General features: G+C 71.1%; 18 protein-coding genes. 7 read left to right on the top strand and 11 right to left on the bottom strand.

Annotation, left to right across the window (positions count from 1 at the left end; genetic code table 11):
- Positions 1–198: 198 nt before the first annotated feature.
- Both ACFZA0_RS25750 and ACFZA0_RS25745 read right to left on the bottom strand, forming a co-directional pair.
- Positions 199–2,016, bottom strand: coding sequence for a TIM barrel protein (locus ACFZA0_RS25750; RefSeq protein ID WP_391021125.1), 1,818 nt, complete (start codon positions 2,014–2,016; stop codon positions 199–201).
- Between the two features lie 29 nt (positions 2,017–2,045).
- Positions 2,046–2,921: a shikimate dehydrogenase gene (locus ACFZA0_RS25745; protein WP_391021123.1), complete on the bottom strand. Its 876-nt coding sequence runs from the start codon at positions 2,919–2,921 to the stop codon at positions 2,046–2,048.
- A gap of 148 nt (positions 2,922–3,069) precedes the next feature.
- Between ACFZA0_RS25745 and ACFZA0_RS25740 the strand changes: the two genes are divergently transcribed.
- On the top strand, positions 3,070–3,756 hold the full coding sequence (locus tag ACFZA0_RS25740) for a TetR family transcriptional regulator (RefSeq protein ID WP_391021121.1): 687 nt from the start codon (positions 3,070–3,072) through the stop codon (positions 3,754–3,756).
- Positions 3,757–3,975: 219 nt separating this feature from the next.
- Here the strand turns inward: ACFZA0_RS25740 and pqqE are convergent, their stop codons facing one another.
- The 9 genes from pqqE to ACFZA0_RS25695 all read right to left on the bottom strand — a co-directional run bounded on the left by pqqE (position 3,976) and on the right by ACFZA0_RS25695 (position 12,659).
- Positions 3,976–5,100 (bottom strand): pyrroloquinoline quinone biosynthesis protein PqqE, encoded by a 1,125-nt coding sequence (gene pqqE, locus ACFZA0_RS25735; RefSeq protein WP_391021119.1) that lies wholly within the window; start codon positions 5,098–5,100, stop codon positions 3,976–3,978.
- A complete protein-coding gene (gene pqqD, locus ACFZA0_RS25730) occupies positions 5,097–5,369 on the bottom strand; it encodes a pyrroloquinoline quinone biosynthesis peptide chaperone PqqD (RefSeq protein WP_391021117.1) in 273 nt (90 codons plus the stop codon). Before pqqD ends, pqqE begins: the two co-directional genes overlap by 4 nt.
- Positions 5,366–6,127, bottom strand: coding sequence for a pyrroloquinoline-quinone synthase PqqC (gene pqqC / locus ACFZA0_RS25725; protein WP_391021115.1), 762 nt, complete (start codon positions 6,125–6,127; stop codon positions 5,366–5,368). The genes pqqD and pqqC overlap by 4 nt, the downstream gene beginning before the upstream one ends.
- Positions 6,124–7,020: a pyrroloquinoline quinone biosynthesis protein PqqB gene (pqqB, locus tag ACFZA0_RS25720; RefSeq protein ID WP_391021113.1), complete on the bottom strand. Its 897-nt coding sequence runs from the start codon at positions 7,018–7,020 to the stop codon at positions 6,124–6,126. Before pqqB ends, pqqC begins: the two co-directional genes overlap by 4 nt.
- Positions 7,021–7,030: 10 nt before the next feature.
- Positions 7,031–7,159 carry a pyrroloquinoline quinone precursor peptide PqqA gene (gene pqqA, locus ACFZA0_RS25715; protein WP_391021111.1) on the bottom strand — a complete coding sequence of 43 codons (129 nt, stop codon included), beginning with the start codon at positions 7,157–7,159 and terminating at the stop codon, positions 7,031–7,033.
- Positions 7,160–7,442: 283 nt separating this feature from the next.
- Positions 7,443–9,593, bottom strand: a complete 2,151-nt coding sequence (locus tag ACFZA0_RS25710) for a PQQ-binding-like beta-propeller repeat protein (RefSeq protein WP_391021109.1) — start codon at positions 9,591–9,593, stop codon at positions 7,443–7,445.
- A 224-nt stretch (positions 9,594–9,817) separates the two neighbouring features.
- On the bottom strand, positions 9,818–10,672 hold the full coding sequence (locus ACFZA0_RS25705; protein ID WP_391021107.1) for a citryl-CoA lyase: 855 nt from the start codon (positions 10,670–10,672) through the stop codon (positions 9,818–9,820).
- Positions 10,669–11,871, bottom strand: coding sequence for a CoA transferase (locus ACFZA0_RS25700; protein ID WP_391021106.1), 1,203 nt, complete (start codon positions 11,869–11,871; stop codon positions 10,669–10,671). Before ACFZA0_RS25700 ends, ACFZA0_RS25705 begins: the two co-directional genes overlap by 4 nt.
- Before the next feature lie 56 nt (positions 11,872–11,927).
- The gene (locus ACFZA0_RS25695) at positions 11,928–12,659 is read right to left on the bottom strand and encodes an IclR family transcriptional regulator C-terminal domain-containing protein (RefSeq protein ID WP_391021104.1); all 732 of its coding nucleotides are present in this window, start codon (positions 12,657–12,659) and stop codon (positions 11,928–11,930) included.
- 264 nt (positions 12,660–12,923) lie between these two features.
- Here ACFZA0_RS25695 and ACFZA0_RS25690 point away from each other — a divergent pair, with 264 nt between their 5' ends.
- Genes ACFZA0_RS25690 through ACFZA0_RS25665 form a run of 6 tightly spaced genes read left to right on the top strand, consistent with a single transcriptional unit; the run spans position 12,924 to position 20,819 of the window.
- Complete coding sequence (locus ACFZA0_RS25690) at positions 12,924–14,426, top strand: aldehyde dehydrogenase family protein (RefSeq protein ID WP_391021102.1); 1,503 nt, start codon at positions 12,924–12,926, stop codon at positions 14,424–14,426.
- Positions 14,423–16,174 (top strand): thiamine pyrophosphate-binding protein, encoded by a 1,752-nt coding sequence (locus tag ACFZA0_RS25685; RefSeq protein WP_391021100.1) that lies wholly within the window; start codon positions 14,423–14,425, stop codon positions 16,172–16,174. The genes ACFZA0_RS25690 and ACFZA0_RS25685 overlap by 4 nt, the downstream gene beginning before the upstream one ends.
- 5 nt (positions 16,175–16,179) lie before the next feature.
- Positions 16,180–17,331: an ABC transporter substrate-binding protein gene (locus tag ACFZA0_RS25680; RefSeq protein ID WP_391021099.1), complete on the top strand. Its 1,152-nt coding sequence runs from the start codon at positions 16,180–16,182 to the stop codon at positions 17,329–17,331.
- A gap of 58 nt (positions 17,332–17,389) precedes the next feature.
- Positions 17,390–18,259, top strand: coding sequence for a branched-chain amino acid ABC transporter permease (locus ACFZA0_RS25675; protein WP_391021097.1), 870 nt, complete (start codon positions 17,390–17,392; stop codon positions 18,257–18,259).
- Positions 18,256–20,085, top strand: coding sequence for an ATP-binding cassette domain-containing protein (locus tag ACFZA0_RS25670; RefSeq protein ID WP_391021095.1), 1,830 nt, complete (start codon positions 18,256–18,258; stop codon positions 20,083–20,085). The genes ACFZA0_RS25675 and ACFZA0_RS25670 overlap by 4 nt, the downstream gene beginning before the upstream one ends.
- Positions 20,082–20,819, top strand: a complete 738-nt coding sequence (locus tag ACFZA0_RS25665; protein ID WP_391021093.1) for an ATP-binding cassette domain-containing protein — start codon at positions 20,082–20,084, stop codon at positions 20,817–20,819. The genes ACFZA0_RS25670 and ACFZA0_RS25665 overlap by 4 nt, the downstream gene beginning before the upstream one ends.
- Positions 20,820–21,003 lie beyond the last annotated feature (184 nt).

The raw sequence follows: 21,003 nt of genomic DNA, 5'->3' as shown, positions 1-21,003 counted from the left end.
GCCTGTGCCGCGTACGGTTCCGGACGTCCCCGGGCCCGGCCGGGCCGTCGGCGAACATGCCGGCGGGGGGATTCGGTGCTTCCGGCCGCGGCCCCACTCGCCCGCCGCCCGCCCCCCGCTGCTCTCGGCGGTGACGGCAGCGGCAGCGGCGTCGGCGCTCGCGGACCGCAGGGGGCATCGGCCGATCCCGGGGCCGGGTCAGCCGACGGGCCGGGCGGCGTGCTGGGCGGCCAGGCGGACCGGGGCGTTGGGGGCGCCGTAGCCCTCGTATCCGTCCCGCTGGAGCAGTTCGAAGAACAGGCCGCCGACGGTCTCGGTGTAGCAGTGCAGGAAGTCGCCGTGAGCGTCACGGTCGTAGAGGATGCCGAGTTCGCGGTAGAGGGCCAGGACGTCGTCCGCGAGGTCGAAGCGGGCGGCGAGGTCGTCGTAGTAGTTCCCCGGGATCGTCAGCAGCCGTCCGCCCCGGGCCAGGTACCTGCGGGCCGCGGCGATCACGTCGTCCGTGGCGACCGCGATGTGCTGGGCGTGCACCGTGTCGTCCACGGGTGCCGCCCCCACCGTCAGCGCGATGCGGACGCGGCCGTCGGGGGCGGACACAGCGCGGCTGCGGAGCAGGCCGTAGGGGTCCGCGACGTCGACGCTCTGTCGCGCGTGCAGCCCGAGAACGGTGCGGTGGAAGAGGACCGCCTCGTCGAACTGGTGCCAGGGCTGGGTGAGCGCGAGGTGGTCGACGGAGGCGCCCGCGCCCTCCGGGTCCGCGGCTTCGCCGGCGGTGCTCGCGTCGGCGCCGCGGGGGACGTCCTGGAAGTCGTCACGCCAGTCCGCGAGTCCGGCCCGTCCGGTGGCGCAGAAGAAGAGCTCCGTGCCGTCCGGCGCGGACACCGCGTCGAGTGCGACGTCGGCGGGGTCCCGGCGGCGGGGGAGGACGGGTGCGAGCAGTGCCTCGGCGCGTCGGGCCGCGCCCGTGGGATCGGGGGACTCAAGTCCGATCGCGGCGAGTCGCGCACCCGAACGGCGTTCCGCGCCCTCGGTGTTGACGAGGACGCGTGCGGCCCCCTGCTCCCAGAGATCGACCGGCTTGCGGTGGTGGCGAGCGGTGCGAGCGAAGCCGAGTGCGCGCAGGGTCCTGGCGACGGGAGCCGCGTCGGGGGTGACGACCTCCGCGAAGGCCACCCCGGTGGGCACCACGGCCGCCGGCAACTCGCCCACGCCCACGGCCTCTTGAAGCACCAGCAGGGAACGGCGCGCGTCGACGGCCGCCGGCACGGCGTCCGCCTGCCGCAGGACGTCGTTGAACACCTCCAGCGACAGTGGCCCGTCGTAGCCGGCGCGCAGCACGTGGCGCAGGAACCGCGGGACGTCGAAGCCGCCCTGGCCGGGGAAGCAGCGGTGGTGGCGGCTCCACTGCAGGACGTCCATCGCGGGGAGCGGGGCGTCGGCGAGCTGGAGGAAGAAGATCTTCTCGCCGGGTACGTCCTCGATGCCCTTGGGGTCGCTGTCGCGGGCGAGGATGTGGAAGCTGTCCAGGCACAGCCCGAGAGCGGGATGGCCGGCCGAGCGGACGATGTCCCACGCGTGGTCGTAGGTGTTGACGTGCCGCCCCCACGCGAGTGCTTCGTAGGCGACACGGACGCCGAAGTCGGCCGCGGCGTCGGCGATCCTGCTGAGCTGCGCGGCGGCGAGGTCGTCGTCGTCCACCGCCGAGGGAGCGGTGCTCGAACACAGCAGGACGGTGTCGGCGCCGAGCCGGCGTGACAGCGCGAACTTGTGCCGCACCCTGCGCAGGGCGTGGCCGAACTCCTCCTCGGGCAGTGCCTCGGTGTCGCGGACCGGCTGGTACAGGTCGACGGACAGCCCCAGGTCGGCGCACCGGTCGCGGACCTCCTCGGGGCTGAGGGCGCTGGTGAGCAGGTCGTTCTCGAAGATCTCGACGCCGTCGAAACCGGCGCGGGCCGCCGCGTCGAGCTTCTCGGTCAGGGAGCCGCTGAGACACACGGTGGCGATGGACGTGCGCAACGTCGTTACCTCTCTTCCGCTTCGGTTCTCTACAGGTCCGGCTGCGGGGCCGCGACCAGGCCGGGCATGTCCGCGAGCATCCGTTCGGCGTCGGGTCGTCGCCCGGTGAACAACGCGAAGGCGTCCACGGCCTGGAACACCGCCATGCCACCCCCGTCGAGCGTTGTGCACCCCAACTTCCGTGCCATACGCAGGAGTTCGGTCTCCAGGGGGCGGTAGACCACCTCGGCGACCCAGAGCCGGGGCGTGAGCAGTTCGGCAGGCAGGGGCAGCCCGGGGTGGGCGGCCATCCCGGTGGGTGTGGCGTGTACCAGTCCGTCGGCGTGCGCGAGCAGGGCGGGCAGGTCGCCGGGGGAGGCGGTGGAGATCCGGTCGTCACCGCGGTACGCGTTCAGCCTGTCCGCGAGAGCTGTCGCCGCTCCGGGAACGGCGTCGACCAGGGTCAACCGGCCGGCGCCGAGCGTGAGCAGCGCGTACGCGACGGCGGCGCCCGCTCCTCCCGCGCCGAGCTGCACGACGTGGTTCGTCGGGACGTGGGGCAACCCGCGGGTGAACGCGGCGGCGAAGCCGGTGATGTCGGTGTTGTGGCCGATCGCCCGCCCGTCCTGGAAGACCACGGTGTTCACCGCCCCGACGGCCTCGGCGTGTTCGTCGAGTGCGTCCATGTGCTCGACGGCGTGCCGCTTGCAGGGGTGGGTGATGTTGAGGCCGTCGTACCCCACGTCCCGTGCCGCGCGCAGCAGTTCGCCGACCGCCTCGGGGCCGACCCCGAGGCGGTCGATGTCGATGAGCCGGTAGAGGCAGCGCAGTCCCTGCCGGTCGGCCTCGCGTTCGTGCAGGGCCGGACTGAGGGACGGGCCGACACCGGCGCCGATCAGTCCCACCAGAAACGAATCCTTGGACACCGGCGCCTCCCGGAAAGCACAATGTACGAACCAGTACGTTACTCATAACACCTGGACGCCCCAGGGGGAAGCAACCGCGTCGACTCCCGGCCCGCGCGGGCACTTCTAGAATCACCGGCACAGGCTCCCGACCCCGGAGGAAAACCCGATGACCAGCGCCGAAGAACCGGACCGGTCGAGCGAGCGCCTGCGTGACGCCTCCCGCACGCGGACCGAGATCCTCGACGTCGCCACCCGGGAGTTCGCGCGCGTCGGGTACGACGGGGCCCGGGTCGACGAGATCGCCGCGCTCACCCGCACCACGAAGCGGATGATCTACTACTACTTCGGCAGCAAGGAACGCCTGTTCACCGCCGTGCTGGAACGTGCGTATGCCGTCATCCGCGAGGCCGAACAGCGGCTCGACGTGGACGGTCTGGACCCGGTGTCCGCTATCCGCCGGCTCGCGGAGCTCACCTTCGACCACCACGAGCGGCACCCGGACTTCATCCGCCTGGTCAGCATCGAGAACATCCACGGCGCGGAGCACATCGCGGCGTCGGGCGAACTCGCCCGGATCGGCTCCCCGGTGCTCGACGTCATCGACCGCATTCTCGCCGCCGGCCGCGCCGAAGGCCTGTTCACGGCGGACATCGACGCGATGGACCTGCACGCCGTGATCAGTTCCTTCTGCTTCTTCCGGGTCGCCAATCGGGACACGTTCGCCGCCCTCTTCAGCCGCGACATGACCGCCCCGGAACGACGCGACCACTACCGGGACATGCTGGGGGACATGGTCATCGCCTATCTGGCGACAACCCCGAAGAGGGTGCCGAGTCGCCTCGCGGAGAAGTGACCGCGCACGCGCCTGGGCATCGCGCCAGCAGCCCCTGCGGGTGAACGTCCGGTCTGACAGGGCCGGTTCGGGACAGGCGGCGTGCCGGCGCGGTGCCGCCGGGAAGTCCGGATGCCCGGATGCCCGGTGGCGCGGCGGGCATCCCGTCGCCGGCCGGCTGCCCCCGGCCCGCCGCACCAGGATGCTGATCTCCTCGGCGTCCCAGCCGTGAACAGACGCTCACGGCACGGACGGCGCCCTCTGCGCGAGCAGGACCGCACGTGAGGCTCCGGGGCGCCGGGCGATGACGGGGAGACCAGGATTCCGGGGGCCCTCGGCCTGTTCGAGGATCTTGTGGTGGTCCGGCGACAGGGCGCAGGCCGGGTCGGTGCGGGCGGCGTCGCCGGTGAGGGCGAAGGCCTGGCAGCGGCATCCTCCGAAGTCGGTGTCGCGCAGGTCGCAGGTGCGGCAGGGCGACGGCATCCATGCCGTGCCGCGGTAGAGGTTGAAGCTGTGGGACTCCTCCCAGATCCACCGCAGCCCGTGCTCGCGCACGTTGTCCGGCGCGAGGCCGGGCAGGTCGGCGGAGGCGGGGCAGGGCAGGACCGTGCCGTCGGGGGTCACCGTCAGGGAGACCGCGCCCCAGCCGCCCATGCACGGCTTGGGCCTCCCGTCGAAGTAGTCGGGCACCACCCAGACGATCTCCATGGCGCCGTCGAGACGGCTGCGCCAGGCGTCGACGGTCTTCGACGCCTCCTCCACCTGGTCGCGGGTGGGCATCAGGGCGTCGCGGTTGAGCAGACCCCAGCCGTAGAACTGGGTGTTGGCCAGTTCGATGCGGTCTGCGCCCCAGTCCAGGGCGAGTTGGACGAGGTCGTTGACCGCGTCGAGGTTGAGCCGGTGCAGGACGACGTTGACCCCCAGGGGCAGCCCTGCGTCACGGACCAGGCCGGCGGCGTTCTCCTTCGCGCGGAAGGAGGCGGTGCGGCCGGCGATCCGGTCGGAGGCGGTGGCGTCGGAGTGCTGCACCGAGAGCTGCACACTGCGCAGTCCCGCGTCCACCAGCCGCGCCAGCCGGGCCTGGTCCAGGCCGACTCCGCTGGTCACCAACTGGGTGTAGACACCTGCCTGTTCGGCTGCCGCGACGATGTCCTCCAGGTCGGTCCGCAACAGCGGTTCGCCACCGGAGAGGTGGGTGTGCAGGATGCCGAGACCGGCTGCCTGCCGGAACACGTCCGCCCACTCCGCGGCGGTCAACTCGGTTGACTTGCGGGCGAGTTCCAGAGGATTGGAGCAGTAGCCGCAGTGCAGCGGGCAGGCGTGGGTGAGCTCGGCGAGCAGGGCCCACGGCGGGGGTGGGGTCACCGTGTCCAGCCTTCCTTGCGGGTGCGTTCGAGGAAGACACCGACGTCGTCGCCCACGGGTGCCCGGGGGAAGCGGGCGGCGAGGACGGCGACGATGTCGGGGACGGTGCGGGTGCCGTCGCAGAGTTCCAGCACGGTGGACGCCTGCCCGTGCAGCACGACGATCCGCTCGGGCATGAGGAGGACGTCGGTCTCGCGGGCCCTGTCGTGCCGCAGGACGAGGCCGGGCGACAGCCGCGGTCGCCAGTCGTCGGCGACGGGCACGGTCATCGCCCCGCGCCCGGTGCGGCGGCGTGCTGCACGCTGTCCAGGAGGGACCACAGCACGTCGCACTTGAAGGAGAGCGCGTCCAGTGCCCGGTCCTGGTCCTCGGGTGTGCGCGCCCAGTCGAGCACCCAGGCGAGCGCCTCCTGTCCGTCCCTGGTGCCCTGGGGAACGCGGCTGCGGAAGTAGGCGAGCCCGCTGTCGTCGATCCAGGGGTAGTACCGAGGGAACGTGTCCAGCCTGGTCACCATGATGTCCGGGGCGCACAGTTCCGTCAGCGAGGAGGCGACCGCCTCCAGCGGGGAGCGGAGCCGGCAGAAGGTGACGTACCCCTCGACGGCGAACCGGACCCCGGGCAACACCCGCTCCCCGGAGTCCAGTTCGGCCCGGCTCAGCCCGACCGCCTCGCCGAGGAGCAGCCAGCGCTCGATGCCTCCCTCCCCGTCGGCGGCGCCGTCGTGGTCCTGGATGCGGCGCACCCACGACCGGCGCTCGGCGGGGCCCGGCAGTTTGGCGAGGATCAGGGCGTCCTTCACGGGGATGTTGCGCTGGTAGTGGTAGCGGTTGGCGACCCACGTGCGCAGCTCGTCGGGCGTCAACTCGCCTTGGTGCATGCGGATGTTGAAGGGGTGGCGGTCGTGGTAGCGGCGCCGGGCGAGGTCGCGCAGCCGCTTCTCGAACTCGTCGCGGTCGCGGGCTGCGGGCCGTTGGACGCAAGGTGCAGTGGCCGGTGCGGTGGCCGGTGCGGTCGATTCGGCGGTCACAGAGAGACCTCCATCCCTTCCTGGGCCACGGCCGGTGCCGGTGCGCCGAGCAGGGCGTGCTGCGGGGCGGCCGGATCGACCAGCGGGTTGGTGTTGTTGAGATGGGTGTAGAAGCAGCGGGTGCCGGTCTTGGCCAGCCGGTCGGCGGTGCCGTCGGGACCGCTGACGGGCAGGTGTCCCATGCCGGTGGCGGTGCGGGTGGAGATCCCGGTGCTGCGGGGCTCCTCGTCGTCCCAGAAGGTGCCGTCGACGAACGCGCAGTCGACACCGGTGACGGCGTTCTCGAAGCTCTCGCTCCACTCGGCCAGGGCGGGCGCGTACAGGGCGGTGCCGCCGGTCGCCGGGTCGCGCAGCCGCACGGCGACGGACCAGCCCGCCTCGGGCGGTTCCCCGGCGGCGTAGCGAGGGCGTTTGGCGGACAGGGGGAGGGCGTCGACCTCGATCCCGGCGAGGTCGACGGTGCCTTCGCCGGCGAGCGGCAGTTCGCGCCAGGTGAGGGTCGTGTACGGACCCAGCACCTCGTCGAGGCGCAGCCGTTCGGTCAGTGCCCGGCGGACCGGCGCGGTCGCGGTGATCTCCAGGTGCCGGGCCTCGCGCAGCCTGAACAGGCCCAGTGTGTGGTCGAGTTCGGCGTCGGTGAGCACGATCCGGACGATGGGTGTGCGGTCCTCGCCGGCGCCGGGGCGCAGTTCGTCCTGGTCCTGGAGCTGGTCGGCGATGTCGGGGGTGGCGTTGACGAGGACCCAGGAGCCGGGAGCGGCCCCCAGGACGGCGAGGCAGTCGTGCCGCCTGCGCCACCCGGGGTGGGCGCGTGCCCCGGTGCAGCCGGGGCACGCGCAGTTCCACTGGGGGACGCCGCCGCCCGCTGCTGTGCCGAGAGTTCGCAGCAGCATGGCGGCCCGGTCAGCGGGTGCGGAGCGAGTAGGCGGTCACTTCGAGCGCCGTGTCGACGACGGTGAAGTCGGGTGCCTGCCATTCCTCGGCGGGGGTGGCGGCCTGGTTGAGGGTGGCGTCCTCGGGGGTGTTCGGCATGGCCGTTCTCCTTCTTCGGGTGTCTGGCGGTGGGGTGTTGGCGGACTGTCGGCCGGACGGGTCTCGGGGCTGAGGGGTTCCGCGGGGCCGGAGTCGGGCGGTGGCGGAGCAGGTGTCGCACTCCAACCGGCAAGTACCACTGTGCGGTTCGCTGGATCCGAGGGGCGGGCGAGGCGTGTCCACCGTAGGCGCGGTCGCGGCCCTCGGCAAGATGCGCGGCACATGTGTCTTCGGCCGTCCCGGGGCCGAAATGCCGTCTCCGGCGCCCCAGTTGTGGAGAGGACTACTCGACGACGATCTTTCCGGTGCTCTGCGGGGCGATCGGGTCGTTGTAGAAGAACTCGCCGGCGGTGGAGAAGGTGTGCGTGAAGGTGTCGCCCGGCATGAGCAGTCCGCTGTCGAACTCGGCGTCGAAGAAGGCGACCGCCCCGTGGGCCGACTTGTTGTCGGCGGGGTTCACGAACGTGACAGTGGTGCCCTTGGCGATCTTCAGGTTCTGCGGTGCCATCGCGTTCTGCGACACCAGGCTCTCCGCGGTGCCCGGGGCGTTCTTCGTGGCGTCCCAGGTGCGGCCCAACGTGACGGTGTTGTTCGCGGTCGCGCCGGTGACGGGCGTGGTGCGGATCTGGTTGCGCTTCGAGGGCGGGGTGGGCGCCGTCGCCTGCGTCGTGATGTGCCCCGACAGTTTGAACGCCCAGAGGTGGTCGCCCTTCGGGATGTCCGGGTAGGGCAGCCCGTTGCCGCCGGCGAGGACCGCGACGTACTGCTCGCCGTCGATCTCGTAGCTCAGCGGCGGGGTGTTGACGCCGGCCCCGCACTGCCAGGTCCACAGCTCGCTGCCGTCGGTGTCGTCCATGGCGGTGAGCACGCCGTCCGGGCGCCCCTGGAAGAGCACGCCGCCCGCCGTGGAGAGCACGCCGTTGCCGTGGGCGAGGGACCACTCGCCGTCCTTGCGCCAGGCCACGGTGTTGGTGCGCGGGTCCACCGCGGACAGCCCGCCCGCGAAGTACTCGCCGTACGGGCGGGAGGTGTTGACGCGCCCCTCGTGGGTGTTGGAGTAGGCGGAGTTGATCAGCCCGTAGCCGACGTAGACCAGGCCGGTGCGGTGGCTGAAGGACGGGTACGCCCAGTCGGCACCGCCGCCCGCGCCGGGGTAGATGATGGTGGCGCGGTCCCAGTGGACCTCGAAGAGCCCGCCCGTCTGGTAGAAGGGCACGGGCCGGGTCGCCTTGTCGATCCGCGGCTCGGAGTCCACGAACGGCTCGCCGCCGGGGAAGGGCTGCGTGGGCGATGTCTTCTGGAGGGCGTGCTGGGGGACCGGGCGTTCCTCCATCCCGTGCACGGGCTTGCCGTTGGTGCGGTCGAGGATGTAGTACATGCCGGTCTTGCTGCCGTAGACGACGACCTTGCGCTTCTTCCCCTCGACCAGGATGTCGGCGAGGATCGGCGACATGACGCCGTCGTAGTCCCAGATGTCGTGGTGGACGGACTGGAAGTGCCAGCGCCGCTTGCCCGTCTTGGCGTCGATGGCGACCAGGCAGTTCGCGAACAGGTTGTCACCGGCCCGGGTGGAGCCGTCGGTGCGTGGGTACGGGTTGCCGAACGTCCAGTAGACGAGGCCCAGTTCGGGGTCGACGGCGGGGTGGATCCAGCAGACGGCGCCGCCCGTCTTCCAGGTGTCGCCCTCCCAGGTGTCGTTGCCGTACTCGCCGGGTCCCGGGGTTCCCCAGAAGGTCCAGACGACCTCGCCGGTCGACGCCTTGAGGGCGTAGCCGCGTCCGCGCGCACCGGCGGTGCTGCCCTGGGTGCCGACGTAGATGAGGCCGTCCCAGTAGACGACGGCGCCGGCCAGGCTGCCCTTGCTGCCGCCGCACTGGCCGGTGGCGGGGTCGCAGTCGGGGTCGCCCTGGTCCTCGATCAGCATCTCGCGGGTCCAGCGGACGGCGCCGGTCTTCTGGTCGAGGGCGTAGACGATGTTGGAGCCGGAGATGGTGAAGGCCAGGCCCTCGCCCAGGGCGACCCCGCGCATGTTGGTGGTCTCGCGGCCCACGTTGGTGGTCCACTTGACCGCTCCGGTGCGGCCGTCGACGGCGGAGATGTTCTGCTGCGTGGTGGCGACGTAGAGCACGCCGCTCTGGGCCACGACGGCGCACTGCTGGGGCGAGGTGGTGGAGCCGCCTTCGAGGTTGATGTGCCAGGCGCCCTTGAGCCTGCCGACGTTGCGGGTGGTGATCGCCTTGAGCGACGAGTAGTTGTGGTTCGCCAGGTTGCCGCCGGCCTTGGGGTAGTTCTTGCCCGGCGCGTCCTGCGACTGGACGGGGACCGGCAGGCCCAGGGAGGGCGGTGCGGCGGCCTCGGCTGAGGTCGCGTTGAGGAGCGTGACGGCGCCGGCGGTGCCCGCGGCAGCTCCGGCGATGAAGTTTCTTCTGTCCATGAGGCCCTCCATGGCATGCACCTGCCAGGCGGCAGGTGGAGCCGTTGCGATGGCGTGGAAAGTCAGGTGCCCGAGGGGTGGGGGAGGCGGACGGGCCGGAGGCCCCTATAAGGCGTTGGTCCGCTCTGCGGTTTGGCAAATCCGTTGAATGGTCACCCGGAGGCGGTTCCATACGTTAAGGACGCGGCGGTGACGTGACAAGGGGTGCGACGTGGATTGCTGCATCAGGCGGTGCCGTGCGCACCCGCACCGCGTGCTTCACCGCTCGTGGGACCGGCCTCCAGGCGGGCGGGCAGCACACTGCGGGGGATCGGTCCCTTGTTCCGGCGCCCCTGTCCCGTCTCCTCCCAGGCGTGCGCCAGGATGCCCACCGACCTGCTCAGCACGAACAGGCCGCGGGCCAGGGGCGCGGGGAAGCCGAGTTCTCCGTAGATGACGGCGGTGGCACCGTCGATGTTCATCGGGACGGGACGGGCACCCTCGCGGCGGACCTTCAACGTCCGTTCCACCGCCAGCGCGGCCCGGAGGTGTTCGCCCGGCACCACGCCGTCCTTGACGGCCTGTTCGACCAGCGAGAGCAGCGGGTCCCGGCGCGGGTCCACGGGGTGGAAGCGGTGTCCGAAGCCCGGCAGGTAGCGCGAACGGTTCTGCCACTCGGCCATCACCGTGCGCGCGGCGGCGTCCCAGTCGCCTCCGCCCTCGCGGGCCGCCTCCCGGATGTCGTCGAGCATCTCGACGCACTGCTGGCCCGCACCGCCGTGGCTGTCGCCCAGCATGTTGACGCCGGTGGCGATGGCGTTGTTGAGCCCCACCCCGCAGGTGGCCGCCATCCGGGCCGCGGCGATGGACGGCGCCTGGGGGCCGTGGTCGACGCCGGCCACCAGGGCCGCGTCGAGCAGGGCGGCCTCGCGCGGCCGGGGGAGGTCGCCGCGCAGCAGCAGCCACATCGTGTCGACGATGCCGACCGAGCCGATCAGGCTCTGCACCGGGCGGTCGCGGAGTTCGATGACTCCGGGCTCGATGTGGCTGACGGCCGTGGCCCACCACTGTGCCGCTTCGTCCTGGGGGGAGATGCTCATGGTGTCGGTGCCTCCTCGCTCGTGACGGATGCCGCCCACTCGGCGGTGATCTGCTCGCGTTCACCGTTGTGCTCGCCCAGCAGCGGCGGCGCGGCCTCGGGCCGCAGGGCCTCGTCGTCGTAGAGGACGCCGCTGCCCAGCACCCGCAACGGGTCGCCGGAACCGTCCGGGTGCTCCAGTTCGGTGACGAAGTCGCGGTGGGCGAGCTGCGGGAGTGCCAGTGCCTGCGGGACGGTCAGTACCCGGGCCGCCGGTACGCCGGCCTCGGACAGGACGGCTTCCCAGTGCGTGGCCGAGCGGGCGGACAGCGCCTCGTTGATCGCGTCGTTCAGCTCGGCGCGGTGCCGCTTGCGGTCCTCCCGCAGCCGGAAGCGCGGATCGTCGATCAGCCCGGGGGCCCCGATGAGCCGGCACAGTGTCTCGTACTGGCGCTGCTGGTTCGCGGCGATGTTGATCGGACCGTCCGCCGTGAGGAAGGTCCCGGACGGTGCGGCGGTGGCGTTCTGGTCCCCGAGCGGCTGGGGCGGGACGCCGCTGACGAGGTAGTTGGAGACGGCCCAGCCCATGGCGGACAGCGACGCCTCCAGCATCGACACGTCGAGTCTGGCCCCCACCCCCGTGCGTTCCCGGCGCAGCAGGGCGGCGCAGATCGCCAGCGCGGCGGACAGGCCCCCGGTGGTGTCGCAGACCGGGAACCCCACCCGCTGGGGTGCGGTCTCCGGGGTGCCGGTGATGCTCATCATCCCGGACAGGCCCTGGATGATCTGGTCGTAGGCGGGGTCCTCGCTCATGGGGCCGCTCTGGCCGAAACCGGAGATCGAGCAGCACACCAGCCGGGGGTTGAGCTTCCTCAACTGGTCCGTCCCGTAGCCCATCCTGCTGAGCACGCCCGCGCGGAAGTTCTCCAGGAGGACGTCGGCGCCGGTGAGCAGGGACTCGAAAGCGGACCGGTCGGCGGTGTCCTTGAGGTCGAGGGTCAGGGACTTCTTCCCGGCGTTCTGCGCCAGGAAGGAGGCCCCGATCCCCGCACCGTTGAGTGCGGGATCGGGGCCGAGGACACGGGCCAGGTCGCCCTGTCCGGGGCGCTCGATCTTGACGACCTCCGCTCCGAGAAGCATGAGGTGGTAACTGCAGTACGGTCCGGCCAGCACATTGGTGAGGTCGAGGACCCGGATACCGTCGAGCGGACGTTCTCGCATGGGGCGACTCCTTCCGCGGGGCCGGAGCGGCTCCGCGGCTCTGGGGCGATGGTCGGTCAGTTCCTCGGGCTCAGAGGGTGGTCGAATCCCTGTGAGGTCAGCCGGGCGGACACCTCCCACAGGTCGGCCGTGATCTCCGGGATCGCCGCGGCGGGGATGCGGGAGCTGGGACCGCTGATCGACAGCGAGGCCACGAGGGTGCCGGAGCCGGTGCGGATCGGTACGGCCACGGCGGTCAGGCCGCTGTCGCGCTCCCCCTGGCTCACCGCGTAGCCCGCCTCGGCCGCCTGGTCGCACCAGGTCCGCAACTGTCCGGCGTGGTCAGGACCGTGCGGCGAGGCGGCCGCGATCCGTTCGAGCAACGTGTCGCTGGCGCCGGCGAGGAGCACCTTCGACGAGGCACCGGCCCACAGCGGGAGTTGGTCGCCGACCCGGACCACGTGTCGCAGCGGCTGCGGGCTCTCCTGCTGTGCGACACAGACCCGGTGCAGGTCGCGACGCGTCATCACGTTCACCGTCTCGCCGTGACGGTGGAGGAGTTCGCGCAGCAACTTGACTGTTTCCGGCGGCAGTTCCCAGCTCGACGTCGCCAGATGGGCCCAGCGCCACAGACCGGGGCCGGCCATGTACCCCGACGCGGTGGCCCAGAGCAGTCCGTAGTGCTCAAGGGTCTGCACCAGCCGGACGACCGTGGTCTTCGGCAGTCCGGTGTTCTCGACGATCGAGCGGAGCGGGACGGCAGGCTGATCTTCGGTCAGCAGCGAAAGGATGTCCAGGGCTCTGCGCACACTGCGCACTCCACCTGCGGCTGACTCCTCGGGTTCCATCTGTGTCTCCTCGTGCGGGGGCGGGATTCCGTGGCATGTGCGGAGCCGGTCTCGGTCGCCGACGCGGGGTGCCCACAAGTGCTCGCGTGCGGGGGGCTGTTGGGGCTGCTGAGGCTTCAACTTCTTTTGCGCGGGCTATTGCCAGGGCTCACCGGCGCCCGTACGTTACACGCCAGTCCACACAGCAGTCCATGCAACCCGCTAGATGGTCAATCTGGAGACGTGATGCTGGAAAGTCTTCTCAAGGCCGCCTCCGACTCAGCTGTGATCGAGGCAGCCAACTTCCTCTCCGGCCGCTGGGTCGGCGACGGTCCCCCGGAAGAACGCACCGGCCCCTATCTCCGCCGCACCGTCAGCAGGGCACCCGTCGCCACCGCCACCGAGATCGACGCCGCCGTCAAGGCCGCCCGCGGATACGCCCCCCAGGTCGCGACGCTCTCACCGGCCGCGCGGGCGGACATCCTGGAGAACGCCTCCGCCGCGGCACTGCGCCGTCGCGACGAACTCGCCCGGATCCTCGCCCTCGAACTGGGCAAGCCCCTCAAGGACAGCCGCACCGAGATCGACCGGGTCGCCTCCACCTTCGCCGTGGCCGCGGCGGAAGCACGGCACATCAACGGCGAGAACCTGAACGTGGCCGGCTGGGCGACGGGCGTCGGCAACACCGCCCTGACCTTCCGCGCCCCGGCCGGCGTCGCGCTCGCGATCACCCCGTTCAACGCCCCCGCGAACCTGCTCGCCCACAAGCTCGGCGCCTCGTTCGCCGCGGGAAACACCACCCTGGTCAAGGCACCGCCGCAGGCCCCCGGCATCTCGGCCGCCGTCGTGGCCCTGCTGCTGGAGAGCGGCATGCCCGGACAGGCCGTCCAACTGCTGCACGGCGGCGGCGAGGTGGGCGCCGCACTCAGCGCCGCCCAGGAGGTCGACGTCATCAGCTTCACCGGCAGCGCCGCCACCGGCGCGGCCGTCGCCCGAGCCGCCGGAGCCAAGCGCCTCGCCCTGGAACTGGGCGGCAACGCGGCCACCATCGTCTGCGAGGACGCGGACGTCGAGGCCGCCGCCCTGATGAGCGCCCGCACCGGATACAGCAACTCGGGGCAGAGCTGCATCTCCGTCCAGCGTGTCTACGTGCACCGCAGCCGCTACCAGGAGTTCCTCGACGCCTTCACCGCGGCGGTGGACGCCCTGGTCGTCGGCGACCCGCTGGACCCCGGCACCGACATCGGCTCCATGGTCGACGAGCGGGCGGCCGAACGGGTCGTCGCCTGGTCCGCCGAGGCCGCCGGACTCGGCGCCAGTGTCATCCGGGGCGGCACCCGCGACGGCGCGACCGTCGCACCGACCATCGTCGCCGGACCTCCCGCGCACGCCTCGGTCGTCGTGCACGAGGTGTTCGGCGCGCTCGTCGCCGTCCTGCCCTACGACGACTTCGACACCGTCGTCGACGCCTGCAACACCAGCCGCTACGGGCTCCAGGCCGGCCTGTTCACCCACGACACGAACCGCGTCATCAGCGCCTGGCGGCGCCTGGAGGTGGGCGCCCTCATCGTCAACGGCACCTCCAACTACCGCCTCGACCATGTCCCGTTCGGCGGTGTGAAGGACTCCGGCTTCGGCCGCGAGTCGCCCCGCTGGCTGATCGAGGACTACACCACCGTCAAGACCCTGGTGCTGCGTGGTCAGTCCGTCTGGGGCGACCGGACCACCCTTCCGAAGGAGAACCTGTGAACGAGACCGTCCCCGCCTCGGAGGCACTGGTCGCCCAACTGGAGTCCTACGGCGTCGAGTACGTCTTCGGCACGTGCGGGCACACCAACATCGCCCTGCTCGACGCCCTCGGCCCCAGCAGCATCGAGTTCGTCATCGCCCGCCACGAACAGGCCGCCGCGCACGCCGCCGACGGCTACGCCCGCGCCTCCGGCAAACCGGGCGTGCTGCTCACCCACGTCGGCCCCGGCATGATGAACGCCGTCACCGGCGTGGCCACCGCCGCCATGGACTCCGTGCCGCTCGTCGTCATCTCCGGCGACATCCCCTCCTACTACTACGGGCGTCACCCGCACCAGGAGGTCAACCTCCACGCCGACGCCGACCAGACCGCCATCTACCGCCCCTTCTGCAAGCGCGTCTGGCCCGTCCAGCGCACCGCCGACCTGCACCGGACCCTGGAACGCGCCTTCTGGACCGCCACCAGCGGCCGACCGGGCGCGGTGCTCGTCAACGTGCCGATGGACCTCTTCTCCCGTCCGGTCAGCCCCTACGTCCCGGGATCGCACCCCCTTCCGGACGCCGGACTGCCGGGCCTGACCGAGGACGCCGCCCGGCGGATCGCCGAGGTACTGCTCGCCGCGGAGCGCCCGCTCATCTACTTCGGCGGCGGACTGCGCGGACCCGAGGCCCGCCAGGCGCTCCTGGACCTCGCGGAACACCTCGACATCCCCCTGGCGCACTCCCTCATGGGCAAGGGCACCGTTCCCGACCGGCACCCCCTGCTGCTGGGCATGCCCGGTTTCTGGGGACTGGAGTCGACCCACGCGCACACCAAGGACGCCGACGTCGTGCTCGCGCTCGCCACACGTTTCGCCGAGACCGACGCCAGCTCCTGGGACGCCGCGTACACCTGGAACTTCCCGCCGAGCCGCCTCCTCCAGATCGACATCGACCCCGCGGAGATCGGCCGCAACTACCCGGTCGAGATCGGGGCCGTGGCCGACGTGGCGCACGCGGTCAGGGCCATCGGCACGGCGGTCAGGGCGGCCAGGCCCGAGCCGCTCACCCGCCCCGGACTGCGCGAGGCGATCGCCGAGAACCGCGAGGAGCTGTTCGCGACGGCCACCGAACTCGGCACGAGCGACAACCACCCGCTGCGCCCCCAGCGCATCCTGGCCGACCTGCGCGCCACCCTGCCGGCCGACGCCGTGCTGGTCACCGACGTCGGCTGGAACAAGAACGGCGTCGCGCAGTCCTACGACCTGCCGCCCGAGGGCCGGTTCATCACCCCGGGCGGCGCCTCCACCATGGGCTTCGGACCGGCCGCCGCCGTCGGCGTGCAGATGGCCCAGAAGCAGCGCACGGTGGTGGCGCTCATCGGCGACGGCGGCATGAGCGCGCAGCTTCCCGCCGTACCGATGGCCGTCGAGCAGGGCCTGCCGGTGATCTTCGCGGTCATGAACAACCGCTCCCACGGCACCATTTCGGACCTTCAGCGCTCCAACTTCGGCCGCGGGTACGGCTGTGACTTCAAGGACGCCGACGGCGAGGCGTACAGCCCCGACTTCGCCGCCTACGGACGCTCCTGCGGCGCCGACGGCTACTCCATCGCCTCCGCTGACGAGTTCGCCAAGGTGCTCGCCCTCGCGGTGGAGCGCCGGCGTCCCGCGGTCATCGACATCCCCATGGTCAACGAACCGGTCCCCACACCCGGTCACTGGAACATCAACGACATCTACCAGGGCATTTTCCCGGACGAAGGATGATGGACATGCAGGCCAGAACACGCGCCACCGGAATCACCGCCGCTTCCCTCGGTGTGCTGCTCGCCCTGGCCGCCTGCTCGGCGCCCGGGGACTCGGACTCCGACAAGGGCAGCGGCTCGGGACCGATCAAGATCGCGATCGTGGACGCGCAGAGCGGTCAGCTCGCCTCGCTGGGGGACTGGGAGGCCAAGGGCGCCAAGCTCGCCATCAGCGAGTGGAACAAGAAGGGCGGCATCGACGGCCGCAAGATCAAGGCGACCGTCTTCGACAGCCAGGGCGACCCCACCACCGGCACCAACATCGCGCGCAAGCTCGCCAGCGGCGGCTACGTCGCGATGATCGGTACCTCGGAGAGCGCGGTCACCGTCGCCATGGCACCCACCCTGCGCACGGCGAAGATCCCGAACATCACCTCCGGGCAGGCCACCGCCCTGATCGACGTGAAGAGCCCGTTCCTCTTCCTGAACGGCCCCACCAGCACCACCTACGACTCCACCCTGGCCGACTACATGGTCAAGACCGGGGGCTACAAGAAGATCGCGATGATCTCCAACAACGGGTCCTACGGCAAGGGCGAGCACGACGCCTTCACCGCGGCCCTGAAGAAGGACGGCATCACCCCGGTCACCGACCAGGTCGTCACCACCGACCAGAAGGACTTCAGCGCCGCCCTCTCCCGCATCCGCCAGACCAAGCCCGACGCGGTCTTCGTCGGCTCCGAGGAGGTCGAGGCCGGCCTGATCGTCAAGCAGGCCCGCGACCTCGGCATCAAGGCGCCGTTCGCCGGAGCCGCCCCGCAGGGAACCCCGGTCTTCATCGACACGGTGGGCGCCGCCAACGTCGAGGGCACCATCGTCAGTTCGCCCTACCTGAGCAACGACACGGACGCCGCGAGCAAGAAGTTCGCCGCCGCCTACCAGGCCGCCTACGGCAAGACGGCCGAACTCCACGGCGCCAAGGCGTATGACGGGACCAACATCCTCTTGACGGCGCTCAGGACCAGCAAGCTCGCCACCGGCCAGAAGCTCGCCGACGCCATCCGCGCCACCCAGTACGACGGCCTGCTGGGCGACTTCAAGTACGACGACACCGGCGTCGGCATCTTCAAGACCACGATCGGCATCATCAAGGGCGGCAAGCTCGAAGCCGCTCAGTGACCCAGCCCTCCGAAGCGGACGCCGGCCCCCGCACGGGGGCCGGCGTCAGGGAGTCAACATGCAAGTCACCTTGCAGACCCTCGTCGGGGGTCTGAGCCTGGGTGCGGTCTACGCACTGATCGCCGTCGGATTCTCGGTGGTCTACCGCACGATGGGCCTGGTCAACTTCGCCCACGCCGACGTCGCCATGATCGGCGCCTACACCGCCTCCACCTTCTACCTGACCGCGCACACCCCGTTCTTCATCGCCATCGTCGTCTCCATCGTGATCACCGGAGCCATCGGTCTGGTCATCGAACGCGTGCTGCGCCCGCTGGAGAACAAGGACTTCGACCTGATGCTGATCGGCACGATCGGCTTCGGCACCGTCCTCCAGGCGGCCGCCACCCTGATCTGGGGCACCACCGGCCGGGCCGTCGCCTCCCCGATCAGCTCCGGTCCGCTCGACGTCTGGGGCATCCGCATCCGCACCTACGACCTGGTCGTCATCGCGATCACCGCCCTGTGCGTGGTGCTGCTCACCCTGTTCCTGTCGCGCACCAAGCCCGGCATCGCCATGCAGGCGGTCGCCATGGACCACGAGGCGGCCACCTCCGTCGGCATCCACGTCGGCCGCAGCAACGGCCTCGCCTTCGCCATCGGGGCCGGCGTCGCCGCGCTCGCGGGCGGTCTGGTCGCCCCCATGCTCTACGTCGACTCCTCGCTCGGCGGCGCCCTCGGCGTCAAGGGCTTCGCCGCCGCCATGCTCGGCGGCTTCGGGTCCATCGAGGGCGCGGTCGTCGGCGGACTCGCCATCGGCGTCCTCGACTCCTACACCGCCGACCACTTCCAGGGGTACTCGGTGCTGGTCACCTTCCTGGTCTTCACCGTCGCCATCATGATCCGGCCCACCGGCATCTTCGGGGAACGGACGGTGAGCCGCGCGTGAGCACCCTGAAGGCAAAGGTCCCGCTCGCCGCTCTCGCGGTGGTGGCGCTCTACGCGCTTCCCTACACGCTGAACGGCTACGCGATCCACGTCGTGGACATCGCACTGATCTTCGCGATCCTCGCCATCGGCATGGGCCTGGTGATGGGCGTCTCGGGCCAGATCAACCTCGCCCAGGTCGCCTTCTTCGGCGTCGGCGCCTACACCACCGCGATCCTCACCACCCACTCCGGCTACGGATTCTGGGTCGCGGCCGTGCTGGGGGTGCTGGCCACCGTGGTCATCGGCCTCGTCGTCGGCATACCGGCGCTGCGCATGCAGTCCCACTACCTCGGCATCGTGACCCTCGGACTGGCCCTCGGCTTCGTCAACTGGATCACCAACGCCAAGATCACGGGCGGCGCCGACGGCATCTCCGGCATCCCGGTGCCCCCGCTGTTCGGCGTCGACCTCTCCAGCGAGTACCTCTACTACTACCTGGAGGTCGTCTTCTTCGCGGCCTCCCTGGCCTTCGGGCTCTTCGTGGTGCGCACCAGGCTCGGCCGCCGCCTGCGTGCCATGCGGGACGACTCCCTGGCCGCCGGCGCCATGGGCTCCGAGATCCCGCTGCTGCGCATGACCGCGTTCGTGCTGGCCAGCGTCTACGGCGGCCTGGCCGGTGTGCTCTACGCCGGTCTCATCCGCTTCGTCGCGCCGGAGTCCTTCGGCCAGTCGCAGATGTTCCTCCTGCTCGCCATGGTGGTCATCGGCGGCCGGCGCAGCCTGGTCGGCTGCGTCGTGGGAGCGGTCGGCCTGGTCCTCGTCCGCGAGGCCCTGGTGGACGTCGCCGTGTACGCACAGCTCGGCTACGGACTCGTCGTCGTCCTCATGGTCGTCTTCGCACCAACCGGCCTGGCCGGCGTTCCCGCCCGCGTCCTCGCCGCCGTGAACAAACGCCGCACCCCGGGCGAACGCGAACGGGCCGCCGAACTCGGCCCGTTCAGCCCCGACGAGCGCACCGGCGCGACCGTGGCGCACGAGGGCGACCTGCCGGCCCTGGAGATCCGCCGTCTCACCAAGCGGTTCGGCGCGCTGACCGCCCTCGACGACGTCGAACTCACCGTCCGGCAGGGCGAGATACGCGGCATCGTCGGCCCCAACGGATCGGGCAAGACGACCCTGTTCAACGTCGTCAGCGGTCTGTACCGGCCGACGTCCGGCTCATTGTCCGCGCTGGGCACGGGAATCGGCGGCGTCGCTCCGTACCGGCTCTCCCTGGGCGGGATGTCCCGGACGTTCCAGAACCTTCGCCTCTTCGGGGACATGACCGTCCGGGAGAACGTCATGGTGGCGCTGGACCGTTCCCGGAGCACCTCGTTCTGGCAGTACGTGGTGTGGCCGTTCGGCGTGATCGGCACCGAGCGCACCCTGCGCAGAGAGGCCGACGAGATCCTGCGCCAGTACGGACTGACCGGCTTCGCGGACGCCGCACCGGGCTCCCTGCCGTACGGCATCCAGCGCCGCATCGAGATCGCCCGCGCCATGGCGAGCGGGCCGAGGCTGCTGCTGCTCGACGAGCCCGCGGCCGGACTCAACGGCGAGGAGGTCGGCCAGCTCGCCACCATCGTGCGTTCCATCCGCGACCTCGGAGTGACCGTGGTGCTGATCGAGCACAACATGGGCCTGGTGATGTCCCTCTGCGAACGCATCACCGTGCTCGCCACGGGCAGGGTGATCGCCGAGGGCAGCCCCGCGGAGGTGGCGGCGGCCCCCGAGGTGATCGAGGCGTACCTCGGCGAGTCCCTGTCCGAGACACCGCTCCCCACTCCGACGGAGGTTCCCCGATGACCGTCGTGTCCGCCGAACCCGATGGCCGCAGCCTGGCGGTCGAGGGACTGACCGTGCACTACGGCGGTGTCTGCGCCGTCCGCGACGTCGCGCTGACCGTCGCGCCGGGGGAGTCGATGGGCATCATCGGCTCCAACGGCGCCGGGAAGACCTCGACCCTCAAGGCCCTCATGGGACTCGTGCCGCGCACACACGGGCGGATCTCGCTGGGCGACAAGGACCTCAGCCGGGTCAGGGCCAGGGACATGGTCCGGCACGGCGTGGGCTACGTGCCCGAGGGCCGGCACGTCTTCTCGGGGCTGACGGTCGAGAAGAACCTGCTGCTCGGCGCCTACCACCGGTCCTGGAAGGGGGAGACCCGGCAGACCCTGGAATGGATCTACGAACTCTTCCCCGTCCTGCGGGAGTTCCGCCAGCGCGCGGCCGGGGACCTGTCGGGGGGCCAGCAGCAGATGCTCGCCATCGGCAGGGCGCTGATGTCCCAGCCGAGGCTGCTGCTCCTGGACGAGCCCTCCATGGGGCTGTCGCCGAAGCTCATCGAGGACGTCCTCGCCGTGCTGATCAAACTCCGTGAGGAGAACATCGGGCTGCTCCTGGTGGAGCAGAACGCCAAACTGACCTTCGGCGTCACCAGCCACTGCCTGGTGATGGAGAACGGTTCCGTCGCCATGTCGGGCACCTCGGCCGAGCTGGCCCACGATCCCCGGGTGAGGCAGATCTACCTGGGGCTGTGACCTCCGGGCGGCACACCGCCCGGTCCGCCGCGTACAACGGCTGCGTGGCCTCAAAAGAGGCCGCCGACCGTTGCTTCGCGCTGTCCGGACACCCTCGTCCGGGCCCTCTGGCCTGGCCCGTTGTGTGTTTTTGCTTTCCCGCGAGCGAGCGGCGCACGGTCCCTTGCGGGGGCGCCCGTGACGG

It is taken from the genome of Streptomyces sp. NPDC008150 (assembly GCF_042956945.1).
Classification (GTDB): Bacteria; Actinomycetota; Actinomycetes; order Streptomycetales; family Streptomycetaceae; genus Streptomyces.
Note: the sequence above shows the minus strand (reverse complement) of the source record. Positions and strands in the feature narration are given on the sequence as shown.